Source organism: Duganella sp. AC917 (assembly GCF_979258245.1).
This window is the reverse complement of sequence record NZ_OZ409848.1, coordinates 3,985,657-4,006,409: the sequence shown is the minus strand read 5'-3', so window position 1 is coordinate 4,006,409 and position 20,753 is coordinate 3,985,657. Positions and strand designations below refer to the sequence as shown.

General features: G+C 64.1%; 20 protein-coding genes. 12 read left to right on the top strand and 8 right to left on the bottom strand.

Annotated elements, in window-relative coordinates; translation table 11 throughout:
* Positions 1–22 precede the first annotated feature (22 nt).
* Both ACZ0BA_RS17315 and ACZ0BA_RS17310 read right to left on the bottom strand, forming a co-directional pair.
* On the bottom strand, positions 23–934 hold the full coding sequence (locus tag ACZ0BA_RS17315; protein WP_463452459.1) for a pseudouridine-5'-phosphate glycosidase: 912 nt from the start codon (positions 932–934) through the stop codon (positions 23–25).
* A gap of 3 nt (positions 935–937) precedes the next feature.
* Positions 938–2,107, bottom strand: coding sequence for a carbohydrate kinase (locus ACZ0BA_RS17310; RefSeq protein WP_463452458.1), 1,170 nt, complete (start codon positions 2,105–2,107; stop codon positions 938–940).
* Positions 2,108–2,362: 255 nt separating this feature from the next.
* Here ACZ0BA_RS17310 and xapA point away from each other — a divergent pair, with 255 nt between their 5' ends.
* The 7 genes from xapA (at position 2,363) to ACZ0BA_RS17275 (ending at position 10,874) form a co-directional block, all read left to right on the top strand.
* On the top strand, positions 2,363–3,202 hold the full coding sequence (gene xapA, locus ACZ0BA_RS17305; RefSeq protein WP_463452457.1) for a xanthosine phosphorylase: 840 nt from the start codon (positions 2,363–2,365) through the stop codon (positions 3,200–3,202).
* A gap of 48 nt (positions 3,203–3,250) precedes the next feature.
* Positions 3,251–4,444 (top strand): phosphopentomutase, encoded by a 1,194-nt coding sequence (locus ACZ0BA_RS17300; RefSeq protein ID WP_463452456.1) that lies wholly within the window; start codon positions 3,251–3,253, stop codon positions 4,442–4,444.
* Positions 4,441–5,418, top strand: a complete 978-nt coding sequence (deoC, locus tag ACZ0BA_RS17295) for a deoxyribose-phosphate aldolase (RefSeq protein ID WP_463452455.1) — start codon at positions 4,441–4,443, stop codon at positions 5,416–5,418. The genes ACZ0BA_RS17300 and deoC overlap by 4 nt, the downstream gene beginning before the upstream one ends.
* Before the next feature lie 19 nt (positions 5,419–5,437).
* Positions 5,438–7,819, top strand: coding sequence for an aldehyde dehydrogenase family protein (locus ACZ0BA_RS17290; protein ID WP_463452454.1), 2,382 nt, complete (start codon positions 5,438–5,440; stop codon positions 7,817–7,819).
* A gap of 71 nt (positions 7,820–7,890) precedes the next feature.
* On the top strand, positions 7,891–9,213 hold the full coding sequence (deoA, locus tag ACZ0BA_RS17285; protein WP_463452453.1) for a thymidine phosphorylase: 1,323 nt from the start codon (positions 7,891–7,893) through the stop codon (positions 9,211–9,213).
* A gap of 24 nt (positions 9,214–9,237) precedes the next feature.
* A complete protein-coding gene (locus tag ACZ0BA_RS17280) occupies positions 9,238–9,642 on the top strand; it encodes a cytidine deaminase (RefSeq protein ID WP_463452452.1) in 405 nt (134 codons plus the stop codon).
* A gap of 5 nt (positions 9,643–9,647) precedes the next feature.
* Positions 9,648–10,874, top strand: coding sequence for a nucleoside deaminase (locus tag ACZ0BA_RS17275; RefSeq protein WP_463452451.1), 1,227 nt, complete (start codon positions 9,648–9,650; stop codon positions 10,872–10,874).
* Positions 10,875–10,905: 31 nt separating this feature from the next.
* Here the strand turns inward: ACZ0BA_RS17275 and ACZ0BA_RS17270 are convergent, their stop codons facing one another.
* The 4 genes from ACZ0BA_RS17270 to ACZ0BA_RS17255 all read right to left on the bottom strand — a co-directional run bounded on the left by ACZ0BA_RS17270 (position 10,906) and on the right by ACZ0BA_RS17255 (position 13,445).
* Positions 10,906–11,331, bottom strand: a complete 426-nt coding sequence (locus ACZ0BA_RS17270; RefSeq protein ID WP_463452450.1) for a VOC family protein — start codon at positions 11,329–11,331, stop codon at positions 10,906–10,908.
* A 130-nt stretch (positions 11,332–11,461) separates the two neighbouring features.
* Positions 11,462–12,256 carry a LytR/AlgR family response regulator transcription factor gene (locus ACZ0BA_RS17265; protein ID WP_463452449.1) on the bottom strand — a complete coding sequence of 265 codons (795 nt, stop codon included), beginning with the start codon at positions 12,254–12,256 and terminating at the stop codon, positions 11,462–11,464.
* Entirely contained in the window at positions 12,253–13,182 is a 930-nt protein-coding gene (locus tag ACZ0BA_RS17260; RefSeq protein WP_463452447.1) for a sensor histidine kinase, read from the bottom strand. Before ACZ0BA_RS17260 ends, ACZ0BA_RS17265 begins: the two co-directional genes overlap by 4 nt.
* Positions 13,179–13,445 carry a hypothetical protein gene (locus tag ACZ0BA_RS17255; RefSeq protein ID WP_463452446.1) on the bottom strand — a complete coding sequence of 89 codons (267 nt, stop codon included), beginning with the start codon at positions 13,443–13,445 and terminating at the stop codon, positions 13,179–13,181. The genes ACZ0BA_RS17260 and ACZ0BA_RS17255 overlap by 4 nt, the downstream gene beginning before the upstream one ends.
* Positions 13,446–13,768: 323 nt before the next feature.
* On the opposite strand from ACZ0BA_RS17255, the gene ACZ0BA_RS17250 reads away from it, so the two are divergent.
* From ACZ0BA_RS17250 to ACZ0BA_RS17240, 3 genes are all read left to right on the top strand, one after another.
* Positions 13,769–14,833, top strand: a complete 1,065-nt coding sequence (locus ACZ0BA_RS17250) for a collagen-binding domain-containing protein (RefSeq protein ID WP_463452445.1) — start codon at positions 13,769–13,771, stop codon at positions 14,831–14,833.
* Positions 14,834–14,985: 152 nt separating this feature from the next.
* A complete protein-coding gene (locus ACZ0BA_RS17245) occupies positions 14,986–15,378 on the top strand; it encodes a hypothetical protein (RefSeq protein WP_463454774.1) in 393 nt (130 codons plus the stop codon).
* Positions 15,379–15,402: 24 nt separating this feature from the next.
* A complete protein-coding gene (locus ACZ0BA_RS17240; RefSeq protein ID WP_463452444.1) occupies positions 15,403–15,954 on the top strand; it encodes a hypothetical protein in 552 nt (183 codons plus the stop codon).
* On the opposite strand, the gene ACZ0BA_RS17235 is transcribed toward ACZ0BA_RS17240, so the two are convergent.
* Together ACZ0BA_RS17235 and ACZ0BA_RS17230 are read right to left on the bottom strand one after the other, a co-directional pair.
* Positions 15,951–16,625: a TetR family transcriptional regulator C-terminal domain-containing protein gene (locus ACZ0BA_RS17235; protein ID WP_463452443.1), complete on the bottom strand. Its 675-nt coding sequence runs from the start codon at positions 16,623–16,625 to the stop codon at positions 15,951–15,953. The two genes, ACZ0BA_RS17240 and ACZ0BA_RS17235, sit on opposite strands and share 4 nt — an antisense overlap.
* Entirely contained in the window at positions 16,607–18,094 is a 1,488-nt protein-coding gene (locus ACZ0BA_RS17230) for an aminotransferase-like domain-containing protein (protein ID WP_463452442.1), read from the bottom strand. Before ACZ0BA_RS17230 ends, ACZ0BA_RS17235 begins: the two co-directional genes overlap by 19 nt.
* Positions 18,095–18,281: 187 nt before the next feature.
* Here ACZ0BA_RS17230 and aptA point away from each other — a divergent pair, with 187 nt between their 5' ends.
* A complete protein-coding gene (gene aptA, locus ACZ0BA_RS17225) occupies positions 18,282–19,598 on the top strand; it encodes an omega-aminotransferase AptA (protein ID WP_463452440.1) in 1,317 nt (438 codons plus the stop codon).
* A 25-nt stretch (positions 19,599–19,623) separates the two neighbouring features.
* Positions 19,624–20,739 (top strand): alanine dehydrogenase, encoded by a 1,116-nt coding sequence (gene ald, locus ACZ0BA_RS17220; RefSeq protein WP_463452439.1) that lies wholly within the window; start codon positions 19,624–19,626, stop codon positions 20,737–20,739.
* Positions 20,740–20,753 lie beyond the last annotated feature (14 nt).

Genomic DNA, 20,753 nt, shown 5'->3' with positions numbered 1-20,753 from the left:
GGCCTGGTGTCGGTGGTCTCGGTTAGCGCGTTTGCATGGAGCAGGCCAGCGCGGCGCCGCAGCGGGCATTGTTCTTCACCAGCGCGATATTGGTCGCCAGGCTGCGGCCCTCGGTCAACTGTTTGATGCGGCCGAGCAGGAAGGGCGTGACGTTCTTGCCGGTGACGCCCTGCGCATCCGCTTCGCCCAGCGCCTGGATGGTGATGGCGTCGATCTCCGCCTTCGGCATCGCTTCCGCTTCCGGCACCGGATTGCTGACGACGATGCCGCCTTCGAGGCCCAACTGCCATTTGGTCTGGATGAAAGCTGCCTGCTCGGCCGGGGTGTCGAGCTGGAAGTCGGCGTTGAAGCCGCTCTCGCGCGTGAAGAAGGCCGGGAAGCCGCGCTGGCCGACGCTGATCACCGGCACGCCGTGCGTCTCCAGGTATTCGAGGGTCAGGCCGATGTCGAGGATCGATTTGACGCCGGCGCACACCACCGCCACCGAGGTGCGCGCCAGTTCCTGCAGGTCGGCCGAGATATCGAAGCTGGTTTCCGCGCCCCGGTGCACGCCGCCGATGCCGCCGGTGACGAACACCTGGATGCCGGCCAGCGCCGCGCAGATCATGGTCGCCGCCACGGTGGTGGCGCCCAGTTTCGATTGCGCCAGCGCGTACGGCAGGTCGCGGCGGCTGACCTTCATCGCCTCGGGCGAGGTGCCCAGCAACTCGAGCTGTTCTTCCGACAGGCCGATACAGATCCTGCCGCCGATGACGGCGATGGTGGCCGGTACGGCGCCGCCGTCGCGGATGATTTGTTCGACTTCACGCGCCATCTGTACGTTTTGCGGGTACTGCATGCCGTGCGAGATGATGGTCGATTCCAGCGCGACGATTGGTTTGCCGGCGGCGCGGGCGGCGGCCACTTCGGCCGAGAACAGGAGGAATTGGTGCATGGGTCAGTCCTTATGGGGGAAGAGGGGAGGCTCGAAGCTCGAGGGCATCGGCGGTATCGGGAGGATCGGTGTCGGATAAAAATCCTGGATCTCGTCGAGGACGTCGGCGGCCAGCATGGGCGACACGGTTTCGTGGCTTTCCAGTGTCATCGCTGCGACCTTCAGGCCGCGCCGGCAGGCCAGAGTCAGGTCCTGGCTGCCCTGGTATAGCGACCAGCAGACGGCGGCCGAGAAGGCGTCGCCGGCGCCGGTGACATCGACCACGTCGACCTGGTGCGCGGCCAGCCATGTCAGCTCGCCGTCGCGGGTGTGGAACACGCCCTCGCCGCCGCAGGTGACGATGACATCGCGCGCGCCCCGCGCCAGCACCGCGCGGCATGCCAGGCGCACGTCGGCCTCGGTGGGCAGCGCGCGGTCGGCCAGCGTTTCGAGCTCGCCGCGATTGAGTATCAGCAGGCGCAGGCCGGTCAGGTCGGCCGGCAGGCGCGCCATCTTCGGCTGCGACACGGCCACCAGTATCAGCGGCACATTGTCGACGCGCGCGCTATCGAGCAGCGCGCTGACGGTATCGGCGGGCAGGTTCAGGTCCGCCACCGTCATCGAGGCGGCGGCGCGCTGCGGCAAGCGGTTGTCGAGGAATTCTCGCGTCATGCGGTCGTACAGCGCCATGTCGGCCAGCGCCACCACCAGTTCGCCGCGCTCGTCGAGGATGGCGGTATAGGTGCCGGTGGCGGTGTCGGCCAGGTTGAGCGAACCGCGCATGTCGATGCCGGCTTTTTCGGCATGCTCGCGCAGCGCGCGGCCGGCGCCGTCGTCGCCCAGGGCGGTCAGCAGCGCGGTCGGCAGATTCAAACGCGCCAGGTTCTCGGCGATGTTGCGCGCCACGCCGCCGTAGACTTCCTCGGCGGTGGCCGGGTTTGAGGTCCCCAGCTGCATGGCGGCGATGGTGCGCAGCTTGCGGTCCAGGTTTGCCGCGCCGATGCATAGCACCGGCCGTTTGTCCGGCAGCACGTAGGCGCGCCCCAGCAGGCGGCGCTCGCGGATCAGGCTGGCGATATGCCCGGCCACGGCCGAGCGCGACAGGCGCAGGCCCACCGCCAGATCTTGCTGGGAGATGAAGGGATTGGCGCGGATCAGCTCGTAAAGCTGTTCTTTTTTGGAGTTATCGTTCACGGTCGGCCTGAAAACATTTGTCCGTTATAATAAACATTTGTTTGTAACCGGTCAATCCGCCCATGGTGACTGTTTCGGCTCAGTTAGCACGCATTAATAATACGCCTTATTTATAGCGGTTTTATATAAATGAGCAAGAAAAATGGTATTTGCCATACATATAGCGGATGATGCATAGTGTCAGTATCTCCAGTAAAACTTCAATCGGCCAACCTACGGCCCGCAGCGCGTCATTTATAAAAACAGAGGATAACCATGTCTAATAATTCCCCATTCCAGGCCGCCGAAATCATCCGAGCGCGTATTCCTGCGAACTTCAAGCCACGCGTCGCCATGATCCTGGGTTCCGGCCTGGGCGTGTTGGCCGAGCAGATGACCGACGCGGTCACCATCAGCTTCAACGAACTGCCTGGCTTCCCGATCAGCACTGTGCACGGTCACGCCGGTGAACTGGTGATCGGCACCCTGGCCGGCGTAGCGGTGGTGTGCATGAAGGGCCGGGGCCACGTCTACGAAGGCTATGGCCTGGGCGTGATGACCAGCGCCGTGCGCACCATGAAGCTGCTGGGCTGTGAGATGCTGTTCGTGACCAACGCCGCCGGTTCGCTGCGTCCGGAAGTCGACGCCGGCGCGCTGGTCGCGCTGACCGACCATATCAACTTCATGCCCGGCACGCCGATGATGGGCCCCAACGACGAGCGTTTCGGTCCGCGCTTCTTCAGCATGGCCAACGCCTACGACGCCGACCTGCGCGCGCTGCTGAAGGCTTCCGCCGAAGAGAAGAAGGTCACCTTGCACGAAGGCGTGTACATCGCCTACGCCGGCCCGAACTTCGAAACCCCGGCCGAAATCCGCGCCTTCAAAACGCTGGGCGCCGATGTCGTCGGCATGTCGGTGGTGCCGGAGGTGGTCTCGGCCCGTCATTGCGGCCTGAAAGTGGTCGGCGTATCGGCCATCACCAACCTGGCGGAAGGCCTGTCGCCGTTCCCGCTGTCGCACGAGCAGACCTTGAAGTACGCGGCCATCGCCGCGACGTCGCTGATTGAAGTCATCCTCGGCTTCCTGGCCAACGTGGCCAAGACACCGCAGGCGTAAGAACCCGAAGGGCGGCTAAGCCGCCTTTTTTGCTTTTTGGAGCACACTATGAAACGCGCATTTATCCTGCTGCTGGACTCCTTCGGTCTGGGCGCCACGCCCGACGCAGCCAAATACAACGATGTCGGCGCCAATACCTTCGGCCACATCGCCGCCTGGGCCGCCAAGGCCGGCAAGCCGATGTCGTTGCCGACGATGGAAAAACTGGGCCTGGCCGCCGCCGCCCATGCCGCCAGCGGCCAGTGGGCCGAGGGCTTCGCGCAGCGAGACGGCTTCACCGCCGCCTATGGCGCCGCGCGCGAGCGCTCGACCGGCAAGGACACCCAGTCCGGCCACTGGGAAATCGCCGGCGTGCCGGTGGAATTCGATTGGGGCTACTTCCCGAAGACGGTGCCGTCGTTCCCGGCCGAGCTGACCCAGAAGCTGCAGGAGCTGACCGGCGTGCCGGGCTTCCTGGGCGACTGCCACGCCTCCGGCACGGAGATCATCAACAAGCATGGCGATGAACACGTCGCTACCGGCAAGCTGATTATCTATACCTCGGCCGACTCGGTGTTGCAGATCGCCGCGCACGAGGAGTCCTTCGGCCTGGAGCGCCTGTACGAAGTGTGCGAGATCGCTTTCAAACTGGTCGAGCCGTACAACATCGGCCGCGTGATCGCGCGTCCGTTCACTGGCGCCAACGGCAACTACACCCGCACCACCAACCGCCACGACTACGCGGTCGCGCCGCCGGCGCCGACCTTGCTGGACCACGTGAAGAACGACGGCGGCGAAGTCATCGCCCTCGGCAAGATCAGCGACATCTTCGCGACCCAGGGCGTGTCGCGCGTCGTCAAGGGCAAGGACAACATGGCGCTGTTCGATGCGCTGATGAAGGTCGAGCAGGAAGCCGGCGACAAGTCGCTGACGTTCGTGAACTTCGTCGACTTCGACCAGGCTTTCGGCCACCGCCGCGACGTCACCGGTTACTCGAACGCGCTGCACGAGATGGACGCGCGCCTGCCGGAGTTCATCGCGCAGCTCAAAGAGGGCGACCTTGTGGTCATCACCGCCGACCATGGCTGCGATCCGACCTGGCCGGGCTCCGACCACACCCGCGAGCATATCCCGATGATCTTCTTCGGCCCGGGCGTGAAGGCGCAACAGCTGCCGATTTCCGAAACCTTCTCCGATATCGGCCAGACCCTAGCCCACCACCTCGGCGTGAAACCACTTTCCCACGGAAGCAATCTGTTATGAGCGTAAGCACAGACGTGAAACTCGCTGATTTCAAGCGTAATGAAGCCGTCCCGCTGGACCTGGGCTGGATTAATCACATCCACATCAACAAGAGCGCGGCCGACCGCCGCGCCGCCAGCCTGGCCAACCGCCGCACCGTCAAGAAGGAATACCAGGCAGCGTGGCTGGTCAAGGCCATCGGCCTGATCGACCTGACCACCTTGTCCGGCGACGATACGCCGGGCCGCATCGAACGCCTGTGCATGAAGGCCATGCGTCCACTGCGCGCGGACCTGGTCGAGGCGCTCGGCCTGCAAGGCGAGAAGCTGACCACCGGCGCCGTCTGCGTCTACCACGAGATGATCAAGCCTGCGGTGCAGGTGCTGCAAGGCCGCTTGCCCATCGCCGCCGTGTCGACCGGCTTCCCGGCCGGTCTGACGAGCATGGAAACCAAGGTGCGCGAGATCGAATTGTCGGTCGCCGCCGGCGCCAGCGAAATCGATATCGTCATCACGCGCCAGCACGTGTTGACGGGTAACTGGCAGGCGCTGTACGACGAGATGGTGGCGTACCGCCAGGCTTGCGGCGAAGCGCACGTAAAGGCGATCCTGGCGACCGGTGAACTGGTCACCCTGGAAAACGTGGCCAAGGCGTCGTGGGTTTGCATGATGGCCGGCGCGGACTTCATCAAGACGTCGACCGGCAAGGAGCCGGTCAACGCGACGATTCCCGTCTCGCTGACGATGGTGCGCGCGATCCGCGACTACCACGAGCAGACCGGCTTCAAGATCGGCTACAAGCCTGCGGGCGGCGTCGGCACGGCCAAGGCCGCGCTGCAGTATCTGACGTTGATGAAGGAGGAACTGGGCAACGAGTGGCTGGAGCCGCACCTGTTCCGCATCGGCGCATCGAGCCTGCTGACCGACATCGAGCGTCAGCTTGAGCATTACGTGACCGGGAACTACTCGGCCGCCCACCGCCACGCACAACCCTAATACGGACACGGATCACGTCATGCCATCAATCAAAGAGATACTGAATACTATGGAATACGGCCCAGCACCCGAAAGCCAAAAAGAAGCGCAAGCGTGGCTGGAACAGCATGGCCGCACCTTTGGTCTGTTCATCGACAACGCGTGGAGCGAGCCGGGCGAACTGTTCGCCTCGACCAATCCGGCCGATGCCGGCAAGCTGGCCGACCTGACGCAGGCCACCGGCGCCGACGTCGATCGCGCCGTCGAAGCCGCGCGCCGCGCGCAGCCGGGCTGGCAGGCGCTGGGTGGCCACGGCCGCGCCAAGGTGATGTACTCGCTGGCGCGCCTGCTGCAAAAGCACGCGCGCCTGTTCGCGGTGCTGGAGACGCTGGACAACGGCAAAACCATCCGCGAAACGCGTGATGTCGATCTGCCGCTGGCCGCGCGCCACTTCTACTATCACGCCGGCTGGGCGCAGCTGCAGGCCGAGGAATTCGCCGACTACCGCGCCGTTGGCGTGGTCGGCCAGATCGTGCCGTGGAATTTCCCGCTGCTGATGCTGTCGTGGAAAATCGCCCCGGCCATGGCGGCCGGTAACACCATCGTTTTCAAACCGGCCGAATTCACGTCGCTGACGGCGATGTTGTTCGCCGAGATCTGTGTGCAGGCCGGCGTGCCGGCCGGTGTGGTCAACATCGTCACCGGCGATGGCCGCGTGGGCGAAGCGATCGTCAACCATGCGGGTATCGATAAAATCGCCTTCACCGGTTCGACCGAAGTCGGTCGCCTGATCCGCGTCGCCACCGCCGGCAGCGGCAAGAAGCTGTCGCTGGAACTGGGCGGCAAGTCGCCATTCGTGGTTTTCGACGATGCCGATCTGGATGCCGCCGTCGAGGGCCTGGTCGATTCGATCTGGTTCAATCAGGGGCAGGTTTGCTGCGCCGGTTCGCGCCTGCTGGTGCAGGAATCGGTGCAGGATAAATTCCTCGCCAAGCTGCGCGCGCGCATGGACAAGCTGACCCTCGGTTCGCCGCTGGACAAGTCGATCGACATCGGCGCCCTGGTCGATCCGGTGCAGCAGCAACGTATCGCCGCGCTGGTGGAATCGGCCCGCGCCGAAGGTTGCGACGTGTACCAGCCTGCGTGCGAGATCCCGGCCAACGGTTCGTGGTATCCGCCGACCCTGATCACCGGCGCATCGACCTCCGCCGCCGTGGCGCAGGCCGAGATCTTTGGCCCGGTGCTGGTGGCGATGAGCTTCCGCACTCCGCCGGAAGCCGTGCAACTGGCGAACAACACCGTCTACGGCCTGGCCGCCTGCGTGTGGACCGAGAACATCTCGCTGGCGCTGGATGTCGCGCCGCAGATCAAGGCCGGCGTGGTGTGGATTAACACCGCCAACCAGTTCGACGCCGCCTGCGGCTTCGGCGGCTACCGCGAGTCGGGCTTCGGCCGGGAAGGCGGCCGCGAAGGCATGTATGAATATATGACCGCGCTGTCGGAGGATGCGCGTCCGGCCGCGCCGCTGATCGAGGCTAAGCAAAAGGCCAGGGCGGCCGCACCGGTTGCTGGCGCGTTCGCCATCGACCGCACCGCCAAGATGTACATCGGCGGCAAGCAGGCGCGCCCGGATGGCGCCTACAGCCGACCGGTGCACGGCGCCGACGGCTCCTTCATCGCCGAAGTGGGCGAGGGCAGCCGCAAGGACATCCGCAATGCGGTGGAAGCGGCGCACAAGGCCGGCGGCTGGGCGAAAGCCACGTCGCACAACCGCGCGCAGGTGCTGTACTACATCGCCGAGAACCTGGCCGCGCGCGGCGAGGAATTCGCGGCGCGCATCACCGCGATGACCGGCGCCAAGAACGCCGAGAAGGAAGTGCAAGCGTCGATCGAGCGTCTGTTCTACTACGCCGCATGGGCCGACAAGTACGATGGCCTGGCGCACCAGCCGCCGATGCACGGCGTGACCGTGGCGTTGAACGAGCCGGTCGGCGTGATTGGCATCGTCTGCCCGAACGAGGCGCCTTTGTTGGGCTTCATCTCGCTGGTGGCGCCTGCGATCGCGCTGGGCAACCGCGTGGTCGTGGTGCCGTCGGAAGCGTATCCGCTGTCGGCCACCGATTTGTACCAGGTGCTCGATACGTCGGATCTGCCGGATGGCGTGATCAATATCGTCACCGGTTCGGCCGACGAGTTGGCGCGCACGCTGGCGACGCACTCTGATATCGATGCGGTGTGGCGTCATGACGGTTCGGCCGAGGGTTGCGCCGAGGTGGAACGCCTGTCGGCCGGTTCGCTGAAGCGCACCTGGGTCGGCGGCGCGAAAGGGCGCGACTGGTATAGTACGGCCCAAAGCGGCGGCCGCGCGGTGCTGGCGCATGCCTCGCAAGTCAAGAATGTCTGGATACCTTACGGCGTTTAACGCCATTCCTGGCGGGTCCGGCGGACCCGCCCCGCATTTTCAATACCCCCATACTCAACGCGGAGAATCGCATGTTTTTACCTCAAGAGATCATACGCAAAAAGCGTGACGGCGGTGTCCTGAGCGCCGAAGAGATCCAGTTCTTCGTCGGCGGCATCACCAGCAACCGTGTGACCGAAGGCCAGATCGCGGCGCTGGCCATGGCCGTGTTCTTCAACGATATGACCATGGACGAACGTGTGGCCTTCACCCTGGCCATGCGCGACTCCGGCGAAGTGCTGGACTGGCGCTCGCTGGACCTGCCGGGCCCCGTCGTCGACAAGCATTCGACCGGCGGCGTCGGCGACGTCGTCTCGCTGCTGCTCGGACCCATGATCGCCGCGTGCGGCGGCTTCGTGCCGATGATCTCCGGCCGTGGCCTGGGCCACACGGGCGGTACGCTCGACAAATTCGATTCCATTCCCGGCTACACCACGGTGCCGGACAACACCTTGTTCCGCAAGGTCGTCAAGGAAGTCGGCGTTGCCATCATCGGCCAGACGTCGTCGCTGGCGCCTTCCGACAAGATCTTCTACGGCGTGCGCGATGTCACCGCCACGGTGGAATCGGTGGCGATGATCACCGGCTCCATCCTGTCGAAGAAACTGTCGGCCGGCCTGGACGCGCTGGTCATGGACGTCAAGGCCGGTAGCGGCGCCTTCATGCCGACCTATGACAAGTCGGTCGAGCTGGCGGACAGCATCGTCAAGGTGGGCAACGGCGCGGGCATGATGACCTCGGCCATCCTGACCGACATGAACGAATCGCTGGCGCCATACGCCGGCAACGCGCTGGAAGTACGCGGCGCGATGGATTATCTGACGGGCGTGTCGCGCCCTGCGCGCCTGCACGAAGTGACGATGGCGCTGTGCGCCGAGATGCTGGTGCTGGGTAAGCTGGCCGCGAACGAGGCCGAAGCCCGCGCCAAGCTGCAGGCTTGCCTGGACAACGGTTCCGCCGCCGAGCGCTTCGCGCGCATGGTGGTGGCACTGGGCGGCCCGGCCGACCTGATGGAAAATCCGGACAAGCATCTGGAAAAGGCGCCGATTGTTATCCCGGTGCCGTCGCTGAAATCCGGATACGCATCGACCACCGATTGCCGCGGCATTGGCCTGGCGGTGGTGAGCCTTGGCGGTGGACGTCGCCGCGCGGCCGATCCGATCGACTTCGCGGTCGGCCTGACGGAATTGGCGGGCCTGGGCGACAAGATCGAAGCTGGCCAGCCGCTGGCGATGGTGCATGCGCGCACCCAGGAAGCGGCCGAACAAGCGGTACGGGAGATCCAGGCGGCCTATCAGATCGGCGACGCCGCGCCAGCGGCCAATCCGGTCGTGTACCGCACGATCCGTCCATAACCAGGCAGCGCAACGAAAGCCACGATGAACAAACAAGAACTGATCGCCGAAGCCGCCGCCGCGCGGCTGAAGGCTTACACGCCTTATTCCAACTTCAAGGTCGGCGCCGCGCTGCTAACCAACGACGGCAAGGTTTTCCACGGCTGTAACGTGGAGAACGCGGCCTACGGTTTGTGCAACTGCGCCGAACGCACCGCCTTCTTCAGCGCCTTCGCGCATGGCTACAAGCCGGGCGAATTCGACCAGCTGGTGGTCATCGGCGAGACCGACGGCCCGATCGCTCCTTGCGGCGCCTGCCGACAGGTGATCCTGGAACTGGGCGGTGACGAGCTGCCGGTGCTGCTGACCAACCTGAAAGGCGACATCCTGGAAACCACGGCTGCCGCCCAGCTGCCGAACGGCTTTGGCCGCGCCGATCTGAAGAAGTAAAGCACTTGGCCCTCAAGAAGACGATCGATGTGCAGGCGGCCGTCGCGATCGCGGCTGCCGAGGCGATCGCCGCCAAGACCCAGGGCACCTTTGGCGTCGGTGGCCTGATGCTGGACCATCACGGCAACGTGCTGCAGTCGCTGCATAATAACGTCGTCAAGCAGGGTTTGATTTTCGATCCCACCGCCCACGGCGAGCGCCAGTTGATCGACTGGTACTACGCCGAACGCGCCAAGGGCCGCGACCTGCCGCCGCCGCACGACATCACCATCGTCACCTCGCTCGATCCGTGCTGCATGTGCAGCGGCGCGATACTGGCTGGCGGCTTTAATGTGGTGGTGGCCGCGCCGGACCGCGAAGCCGGCATCGACCACGATGTCAGCGCCGGCTTCGGCGCGCTGCCGCAGGGGTTGCGCGCGCAAGCCGCTGCGACCTTCAGCTATCCGGCGATTCTGGGTTCTTCGCTGTACGCGCGCACCGCGTCAGGTGCCGCGCCCAAGTCCTTCTTCATCGGTAAAACCATCGCCGAACCGACGCAGGCCTTGTGCGCGCTGGTGTTCGAGGCGACCTCCGACGAAGTGATGCGCTTGTTCCAAACCGATCTTCCGGCGGATCAGCTGTGCGATCCGGCCTCCCTCGCGCGCGACCACCATATCGTGCAAGCCCTCAAGCAGGTCTATCCAGACGCGTTGACCCACCGCTGCGCGCCGCACACGCCCGATGCCGGCCTGGCGCCGTTCCTGCTCGCGGCGATGGCGCGCGACCGGGAACATGGCGGCGATGGTGATGCCGTCGCGCTGCTCGATTCGTTCGGCAATCTGCTGCTTTGCCTGCCGGGCAAGATGACGCAATCGGGCATCCGCAGCGCCTTCATGGAAGCGACGCGCGCGTACGCGCAACTGCGCTACAAATTGATGGCGGGCGCCACGCCGGAACGGCAGCGGGAGGTGCGCCGCTACCTGGGCCACCCGAAGGACGGCACACTGGTGTTCGCCAGGGGACCGGACGCCGGCGCGGTCAGTTTCATGAACCTCGGCGCTTACGGCTCGACGATGGAGGGGCCGCTACCATCGAACAATCCAATGCAGTTCCAATATGTGCTCCCGGCCATCGCGCAGGCGGAGCTGGACGCCATCTGCGCGGCGATGCCGCCGCTGTATAGCGACATCATGCGGATTCATCCCACCCAGGTCACCGACCGGGCCTTGATCGACGCGCTCGCGCCGGCCTGACCGCCAGCGGGCGATAACAAGTCATCGGCGCTCAACCCTGCGGGTCGTAGGTGCCGATGCTCCACACGTGGCCTTCGGGGTCGCGGCAGGTGAAACCCCGGCCGCCGTAATCTTCATCTTTGATATCGAGCAGGATTTTGGCGCCCGCTTCGAGCGCGCGGCCGTACACCAGGTCGGCATTGTTGACCACCAGGTAGGTGCTTTGCGTGACAAACTGGCCGATTTCGGCGGGTTGTTTCATTAGCCGGCCGAATTCGGTGTCGAACACGGAACCGAGCATGATCATGCTGTTGCCGAACGAAAGCTGGGCGTGGGCGATGGTGCCGTCCTCGTTGGGGACGACCAGTTGCGGTTCGAAGCCGAAGGTGTCGCACAGCCATTCGATGGCGGCCGGCGCGTCGCGGTAGCGCATGCAGGGTACAACCGTGCAGAGGGTCTGCTTGGGTATGCTGGACATTCTTTTCTCCCCGTTCTGTCGATGGAACAGATTCGATCGATTTTGCGCACGGTCCGTTCGCCGTGCTGATGCAAACAGGCTTGGAAAAGAAAGTATATATTGATAACGCTCAGGCGAAAATCACAAATCCTCACATTTGCTGGAACAGGTGGGTATTGCCTCGGCTGACCTCCAGCTGCTCGGAGAAGTTCCTGATCTTGACCATTTGCCGGCCGCGCAGGTCGCGCGTCACCCCTTCGATGGCGTCCACCCGGACCAGGGTCGAGCGGTGGATGCGCCAGAACTCGTCCGGGTCCAGCTCGTCCGCCAGCTCTTTGAGCGTCTTGCGTATCAATACCTCCGACTGCTCGGTCTGGACCCGGGTGTATTTTTCGTCGGCGCGGAAGAACAGCACCTCGCGCGTGCTGATCATGCGCAGGTTGGCGCCGACCACCGCCTGGATCCAGCGCAGGTATTCGGGCTTGGCCGGGTCGGGCCGGGCCGGTTTGCCCTGGGCCGCCAACAGCGCGCCCAGTTGGCGCTCGATGTTTGACGGCTGGCGGCCGATCAGGGTTTGCAGCCGCGCGCACGTGGTCTTGAGCCGCTCGCCGCCGGCCGGCTTGAGCAGATAATCGAGCGCGCCCTGTTCGAAAGCCTCGATCGCGTACTGGTCGTAGGCCGTCACGAACACCAGGTGGCAGCGGTTGAACAGCATGCGCGCCGCCTCGATGCCGGACAGGCCGGGCATGCGGATGTCGAGGAAGACGATGTCCGGCTGGTGCTGGCCGGCCAGCGCAACGGCCTCGATGCCGTTGGCCGCTTCGGCGACGATCTCCAGGCCGGGCCAGGCCTCGCGCAGGCGGTTGCGCAGTTGTTCGCGCATCGGCTCCTCGTCGTCGGCGATCAACGCCGTGGCGCGGCGCGGCGCGATGGTTTGCGGATTCATTTGACTCCTTCTGCAAAGATATCGGGCGCGTACGGCACACGGATGCTGGCGCGGGTGCCGCCGGTCAGCGGCGCTTCGATCACCAGCTGCGCGCGCTGGCCGTACAGGATGCGCAGGCGTTCGCGCACATTGGCCAGCCCCAGGCCGTCGCCGGCGTGGACGTTGAAACCGATGCCGTCGTCGATGACGTCGACCTGCAGCATCTTGCCGTCGACGTTGGCGCGGATGTCGATGCGGCCGCCGTCGATCTTCGGCTCCAGCCCGTGCTTGATGGCGTTCTCGATGAGGATCTGCAGCATCATCACGGGGAAGGTGGCGCTGAGCATCTGGTCCGGCACGTCGACCGAAACGGCCAGGCGCGTGCGCATGCGCGCCTGCATGATGGCCAGGTAGGCGCGCGACATCTCGATCTGCCGCCCCAGCGTGCCGGCGCCTTTGGCGCGCATCTGCGGCAGCGTGGCGCGCAGGTAGTCGATCAAATTCTGGTGGATGCGTGCGGCGTGCGGTGGGTCGGTTTCGATCAGCTGGCCGATCAGCGCCAGGGTGTTGAATAAAAAGTGCGGCTCGACTTGCGCCTGCAGCGCCGCCATGCGCGCTTCCACCAGCCGCCGCTCCAGGCCCTCCTCGTCGGCATGGCTGGTGGCGTCGCGCGCCTCGATTTCGGCCTTGCGCTTGCCGCCGGCCAGCACCTTCAGGCCCAGCGACAGCAGGATGAAGCCGACCGTCTGTTTGGGCAGGCCGAATGGCGTCAGGCCGACAATCAGCAGCAGTAGCCAAATGATGATCAGCTTGCGCCATTCGACTTGCGCCAGCCAGTCGAAAAAGCGCCACCACAGGCTGGCGGCGGTCTCGCCGATCTCGCGGACGATGTCGAGCAGGCTTTTGGCATTGTCGTAGCCGGCCTTGGCCAGCCGCGACCTTTTCATTGCAACCGCTCCTTGCGTTGCCGCTGGCGGCGCTTGGCCATGACGCAGCCGACCACCGCGAGTTTGACCAGCATGAAGGCGGCGAACAGCACGATCGCCATCGGCAGGATGGCCAGGATCAGCGCCAGGGCCAGCGCCACGCCCAGCAGCGCGGATGGCGGCATGGCGCCGATCAGGCGACCGGCGCGGCGCAGCATGTGCATGCAGGTGGCGAAAACTTCGTCGAGCAGGTTGGATAACGATTCGATGGGCGGTTTGCGCATGGTGTGTCTCCGTGGTGTGTTGCGATGTAGCTACTGTAGCAAAACATGTGTGGCGGTCAGGAAGGAATCCGATCAACTGCGGTTTGAGCGGGTTGACCGGCGCTACCCGGCGATAAGCGGGCTGGGAGGTCCGCGCCGATCCGTGTGCCCTTGTTGCTGCGCACGATCAAGTAGATGACTCGCGGCAACAGCAGATTGTTGCGAAAAATCAAAAATATATGTGTTCTTGGCAATTATCAATGATATACTACGTGCAATTGAGTTGTTGACCGGTAATCTGCGTGCCGCCTTAGCGGCATTTATTCTTAACGTAAGGAAATTTAATGTCCCGCTATTTCGCACTGAGCACGCTGGCCGCCGCCGCCATTTTCGTCGCCCCCGCACAGGCTGGTTCGCTTAACCAGCAACAGATTTTTGACCAGTTCAACGTTGTCACGCTGGGCAATATGAAGTCGAATTCGCACGTCGACGGCCGTACTTATGTGACCGGAGCGATCCAGGGTAACGGCGCCGTGCTGGGCATGCACCCGGCCGATATGCGCGCGTCCAACTACGCCGCCGTGACCGTCAAGGGCGTCGGCGTCAGCGCCGGCCAGGCCGCGATGAGCAACACCCAGGTGACCGACAAGGGCGCCGTCGTTTACGGCAACATCGTCAATTCGACCGTCAACAACGGTAGCAGCGCAATCTACGGCAATTCGGTCAACACCAGCTACAACGGCAATGGCAGCGTGTACGTCCAGGGCACTACCAACGGCGGCAACGTCAATGTGAGCAAGCTCGGTTCCGTACCTGCCGGCAGCGTGCAGGCGACCAACTCGGCCGCCGCGACATCGACCGACATGGGCAAGGTTCTGACCGCCGTGTCGAATCAGATGAAAACCTACAAATCAACCGGCAGCGACGTCGTCATCGATTCGGGCAAGGCCACTTTCAATGCCAAGGTGAACAGCCAGGGCGTGGCGGTGTTCGATCTGACCAGCGTTGAAAGCACGTTGTTCAACCAGAATCTGGTGCATGAATTCAGCTTCAACTTCAACGGCGCCACCTCGGTGTACATGAACAGCGGCATCACCTCGGCCGTGATCAACGATAACTTCCTCGGTGGCAGCGCGCGCGCGGCCGGCCAGAAAGTCATCTGGAACTTCTACGACGCCACCGACCTGACCATCAACGCCGAGTTTGGCGGTTCGATCCTGGCCGTCAAGTCCAATCTGATCAACAACGCCAACATCGAAGGCGGCGTCTACGTCAACAACCTCGATTCGCGCGCAGAGATCCACATCAACAACTTCGCCGGCGCCGTGCCGGAGCCGGAAACCTACGCCATGCTGCTGGCCGGTCTGGGCCTGATGGGCTTCATGGCCCGGCGCCGCAAGCAGGCTTAAGTAAACGCCGGGCCGCCTGGCCACGCACCAACAATCGCCGCCCCGCAAGGGTGGCGATTTTTTTTCCAGTCATCCATTCCCATAGTGAGATAACAATAACCATGATGAAAAAGCTAGCAACTTGCTTCGCCTTTCTTTGCGTAATGTCCTTGATGACCGGCTGTGCCGTCAACCGCGCCACCGCCACGCTCACGCCCGGTAGCGACCTGGCCAAAGTCAAAAGCGCTTACGTCGTCAAGCAGCCGAAAGACGAACGCGGCATCGACGACCTGATCGCCGTCAACCTGGAGAAGCGCGGCTACGTCGTCACCAAGGGACCGGAACTGAGTCAGCCTTACAGCGCGGACGTGGCCATTACCTACGTCGATAAATGGATGTGGGACATCACCATGTACATGATCGAACTGACCGTGACGCTGCGCGATCCGCAGAGCGGCTTTCCCATGGCTGTGGGCAACTCGTTGCATACGTCTCTGACCCGCAAGTCGCCCCCTGAAATGGTCGATGAAGTGATCGACAACATCCTCCAAGCACCGAAGAAATAACTTTACCCTCAACGGAAAAAAATCATGAACATCAACTTCCCATCCCTGCGTTCCGCCGTCCTGGCATCCTGTTTCGCGGGCGTGTTGCTCGGCCTGGGCGGCTGCGCCGCTCCGGTCACCCATGAGGCGCTGGTCCCAGTGTCGATGGAAGTGGCCAAGCGCCACGACAAGTCGGTCGCGGTGGTTGCCGGCGGCGGCTCGGAAACGTCGGCGGCGGGCAAATCGCAGGTGAGCGATGCGGAATTGCAGAAGGCGGTCGCAGAAGCCATCACCCGCACCAAGACGTTCTCCAAGGTGGTGGACGGTAAAGGTGGCGACTACATCCTGACCGTCAGCATTTTCAACCTCACCCAGCCGTCGTTCGGCTTTTCGTTCACCGTGACCGCGGAGATGGGTTGGACGCTGACCCGTGCGGACACCGGCGCCAAGGTGTGGCAGGAGTCGATCAAATCGGAGCACACCGCCAGCGCGACCGACGCCTTCGCCGGCGTCACCCGCTTGAAGATGGCAACCGAAGGCGCCATCCGCAACAACGTCCAGCAAGGCTTGACCAAGCTGTCGGCGCTGTCGCTTTAAGCCGCTGACGGCGGCGTCGGCACGCTGATCGCCGCCAGCACCATATCGACGATGACCTTCTCGGCGTCGTCGAAGTCTTTTTTATTGAGCTGCTTGCGGTTCAATACCAGCGCCATCTGCGCCGAGAAATCGGCGTACGACTGCGTCATCGCCCAGATGGCGAACAGCAGGTGGGTCGCGTTGATCGGCGCGATCTTGCCGGCACTGATCCACTTTTCAAACACCTCGATATCCTTGCGCAGCAGCGGCACCACGCGGCTCTGGATCTGCGCGCCGTACAGCTGCGCGCCGCTGATCACCTCCATCGCATACACCCGCGAGGCCCACGGCTGCTCGCGCGAGAACTTCAGCTTGGCCTGCACGTAGGTGCGCAGTACCTCGCGCGGGTCCTGATCCTCGGCGGCCAGGTTCTCCATGCGTTCGAGCCACTCGTCGAGCACCTCGTCCAGCACACGCTGGTACAGCGACTGCTTGGTGGGGAAGTAGTACATCAGGTTCTGCTTCGACAGCCCGGCGTTCTCCGCCACGGTGGCGATCGACGTGCCCTCGTACCCGCATTCGGCGAACACCCGCACCGCCTCGGCGGCGATTTCCGCTTCGAGCCTGTCGCGGTTCAGGACGCGTCGTTTGATTTTCGGCGGTGGCGCTGCGGTCAGTTTGGCTGTCGACATATGCGTCTCAGGAAGGTCAGTAGTTGCGGGTGGTCGGTGTAGGCGACGTTGAAGCGGAACCAGATCGTCTCCGGCTGGCGCAGCATGAAGAAATCGCACGGCGACAGCAGGATGCCGGCCTTGAGCGCCTGGTCGGCGATGACCTGGCCGTTCCATTCGGCCGTCGGAGGCTGCTGCCAGCCTGCGCTGACGAACATGCCGCCGCGCGGCTTGGCCAGCGGTGTCATGCCGACGCCGCGCAGGCTGTCGATGGCGCGCTCGCGGCCGGCCTCCAGCTGGGCGATCAATTTGTCGACCATGCGTTTGTAGGGCCGCGCGCTGATGGCGTGGTAGACGGCGCGCTCGTTGATCTCGGAGGTGGTCAGCCCGGCCAGCATCTTGACCCGCACCAGTTCCGGCAGCAGCGACGACGAGGCGCAGATCGAGCCGACCCGCAGCACCGGCGACAAGGTTTTGGAGAAGCTGCCGACCCGGATCACGCGCCGCAGGCCGTCCATCGCCGCCAGCGACGCCTCGCCGCGCGGCGCCAGTTCGCGGTAGATATCGTCCTCCACCAGCCAGAAGTCGAACTGCTCGGCGAGGCCTAGCAAACGGTGCGCCTGCGCCGCGCTGAGCGAAGTGCCGAGCGGGTTTTGCAGCACCGTGTTGACGAACATGAGTTTGGGCTGGGTGAGCGCCGCCTGTCTGGCCAGTGCCTCGAAGTCCAGCCCCTGGTCGCCGCGCGGGATGCCGACCGCCACGCAACCGTGGTGGCGGATCAGCGACAGCAGATTGCTGTAGCCCGGATCCTCGACGAAGACTGTGTCGCCCGGCCGGGTGAGCGTGCGCAGGATCAGATCGAAGGCGTGGGTGGCGCCATGCGTGAGCAGGATCTGCTCCGGCTCCACCGGGAACAGGTCCTCGGTCAGGCAGGCTGCGAGATGCTGGCGCAAGGTCGGGAACCCGAGCGGATGGCCGTAGCCGCGCAGGCGGTTGGCCGGGATGCGCATGGCGTGGCGCACGGCGTCGAGGATGGTGTCCTCGCCGTACCACTCCGGCGGCAGCCAGCCGGCGCCCACGGCCAGCGCGTCGGACATGCCGGAGTACAGGTGGGCGGTGAGGGCGTCGATGGCGGTCGGCGCGACCTCGCCAGCCATTGGCAGCAGCGCCGCCGGCAGGTCCTGGCGCGCCACGAAGTAGCCGGAGCCGCGCCGCGATGACAGCAGCCCCAGGGTGACCAGGCGGTCGTAGGATTCCACAACTGTAAAGGTGCTGATGCCATTACACTTGGCGAATTGCCGCACGGACGGCATTTTGGTGCCGATGCGCAACTCCCGCGCACCCACCATCGCGCTGATGGCCGAGACGATCTGATCCACGAGGCTGCCTTTGCCGCCGCGCGCTATGGCGACCACCGGCCAGCCGGGCGCGCCGGGCGGCGCCGGCGGTCCGCTGGCGGATTGATCGATCGCAGACGACGCTTGTTCCATCCTTGACTCCAAAGGCGGCATAAAGCAAAACTGTACTGTTTTTACTACCGATACGGTTGGACAGTTTTGATATTTGTGTATCTGTGCCATAGTTGTAGCGCTGTCTATTATTGCATCATCATTTTGCCAACTGGTAAATTTTTTTACGGTTCGTCAAAAAATCCGCTTGGCGCCTCAGGAGATATGCATGAACGAATCACGACCAGAATCGATGGCGTCCTTCTGGATGCCGTTCACGAACAACCGCGACTTCAAAGCCCATCCGCGCCTGCTGGTGTCGGCCGAAGGCATGTACTACAAGGACGTCGACGGCAACAGCATCCTCGATGGCACGGCGGGCCTGTGGTGCGTCCCTTGCGGCCACGCGCAGCCGAAGATCGTCGCCGCCGTGCGCGAGATGGTCGGCCAGCTCGATTTCGCGCCAACCTTCCAGATGGGCCATCCGGCCGCCTTCGACCTGGCCGAGAAGCTGATGGAGTACACCAACCACCGCTTCGGCCACGTCTTCTACACCAACTCCGGTTCGGAGGCTGTCGACACCGCGCTGAAGATGGCGCTGGCGTACCACAAGGCGCGCGGCGAGGCGGGCCGCACCCGCTTGATCGGGCGCGAACGCGGCTACCACGGCGTCGGCTTCGGCGGCATCTCGGTCGGCGGCATCGCCGGCAACCGCAAGCAGTACACCATCATGCTGCCCGGCGTCGACCACCTGCCGCACACGCACAACCTGGAAAAGAACGCCTACACGCGCGGCGAGCCGGAATACGGCACCGAGCTGGCCGATGAACTGGAGCGCATCGTCGCGCTGCACGACGCCTCCACCGTGGCCGCCGTCATCGTCGAACCGGTCGCAGGATCGACCGGCGTGCTGATACCGCCGAAGGGCTATCTGAAGCGCCTGCGCGAGTTGTGCACCAAGCACGGCATCCTGCTGATCTTCGACGAAGTGATCACCGGCTTCGGACGTTTGACGACGCCTTTCGCGGCGGACTATTTCGACGTCGAGCCGGACATGATGACCACCGCCAAAGGACTGACCAACGGCGTCATTCCAATGGGCGCGGTGTTCTCCAAAAAGCATATCCACGACGCTTTCATGGACGCGCCGGCGGGCATTGAGCTGTTCCACGGTTATACCTATTCAGGCCACCCGGTGGCTTGCGCGGCCTCGCTGGCCACGTTGGAGGTGTTCAGGGAGCAGAACATCCTCGAACACGCGGCCGGCATGGCCGAGTACTGGGCCGACGCGGTGCACTCGCTCAAGGGACTGCCGCACGTGATCGACATCCGCACCATCGGCCTGATCGCCGGTATCGAGCTGGCGCCGATTCCCGGCAAGCCCGGCGTGCGCGCGTTCACCGCGTTCAAGCAGGCCTTCGCCGACGGGATTTTGATACGCACGACGGGCGATACGATCGCCTTGTCGCCACCGCTGGTGCTGGAGAAAAAACATATCGATGAATTGTTTGGAAAGTTGACGACGGTGCTGAAAAACCTGGAGTGAGCGGTATGAAAACGAGGAGACAATCATGCTGGTAGGCGTTCCAAAAGAAATCAAGAACCAGGAGTCCCGCGTCGGCCTTACCCCGGCCAGCGTGAAGGAACTCGTACTGCGCGGTCACCAAGTCCTTGTACAAAAGGACGCGGGCGCCGCCATCGGACTGACCGACGCGATGTATGAAGGCGCCGGCGCCGAAATCGTCGACAACGCGCCGGACATTTTCGCGCGCGCCGGCATGATCGTCAAAGTCAAGGAGCCGCAGCCGGCCGAATGCGCGATGCTGCGCAGGGATCAGGTCCTCTACACCTATCTGCACCTGGCGCCGGACGCCGAACAAACCAGGGCGCTGGTCGATTCCGGCGCGGTATGCATCGCCTACGAAACCATCACCGGCGAAAACGGCGGTCTGCCGCTGCTGGCGCCCATGAGCGAGGTGGCTGGGCGCATGTCGATCCAGGCCGGCGCCGCGCACCTGGAAAAATCCAAGGGCGGCATGGGCCTGCTGCTGGGCGGCGTACCGGGCGTAGCGCCCGGCCATATCGCCATCATCGGCGCCGGCGTGGTCGGCACCAATGCCCTGCAGATGGCGGTCGGCATCGGCGCGCGCGTGACGGTTCTCGACAAGAACATCGACCGCCTGCGCCAGCTCGATCTGGTGTACGGCAACCGCATCTCGACGATGTTCTCCAGCGCCCATTCGATAGAGCAGGCGGTGCTCGACGCGGACCTGGTCATCGGCGGCGTGCTGGTGCCCGGCGCCGCCGCGCCAAAGCTGGTCACCCGCAGCATGATCTCGCGCATGAAGGCCGGCGCGGTGGTGGTGGATGTCGCCATCGATCAGGGTGGATGCTTTGAAACCTCGCGCGCCACCACGCACCAGGAGCCGACCTTCGTGGTCGACGATGTGGTGCACTACTGCGTGGCGAATATGCCTGGCGCGGTGGCGCGCACATCGACCTTCGCACTGAATAACGCAACGATCGTTCACGCGCTGGCGCTGGCCGACAAAGGCTGGCAAAAAGCGCTGAAGGCCAACGTCCATCTGAAGAACGGCTTGAATGTATGCCAGGGCCACGTCACCTATGCAGCGGTGGCGCACGCGCTGGGCTACCCCTATGTAGACGCGGACGGCCTGCTGGGCTGACCACATAAACGAAA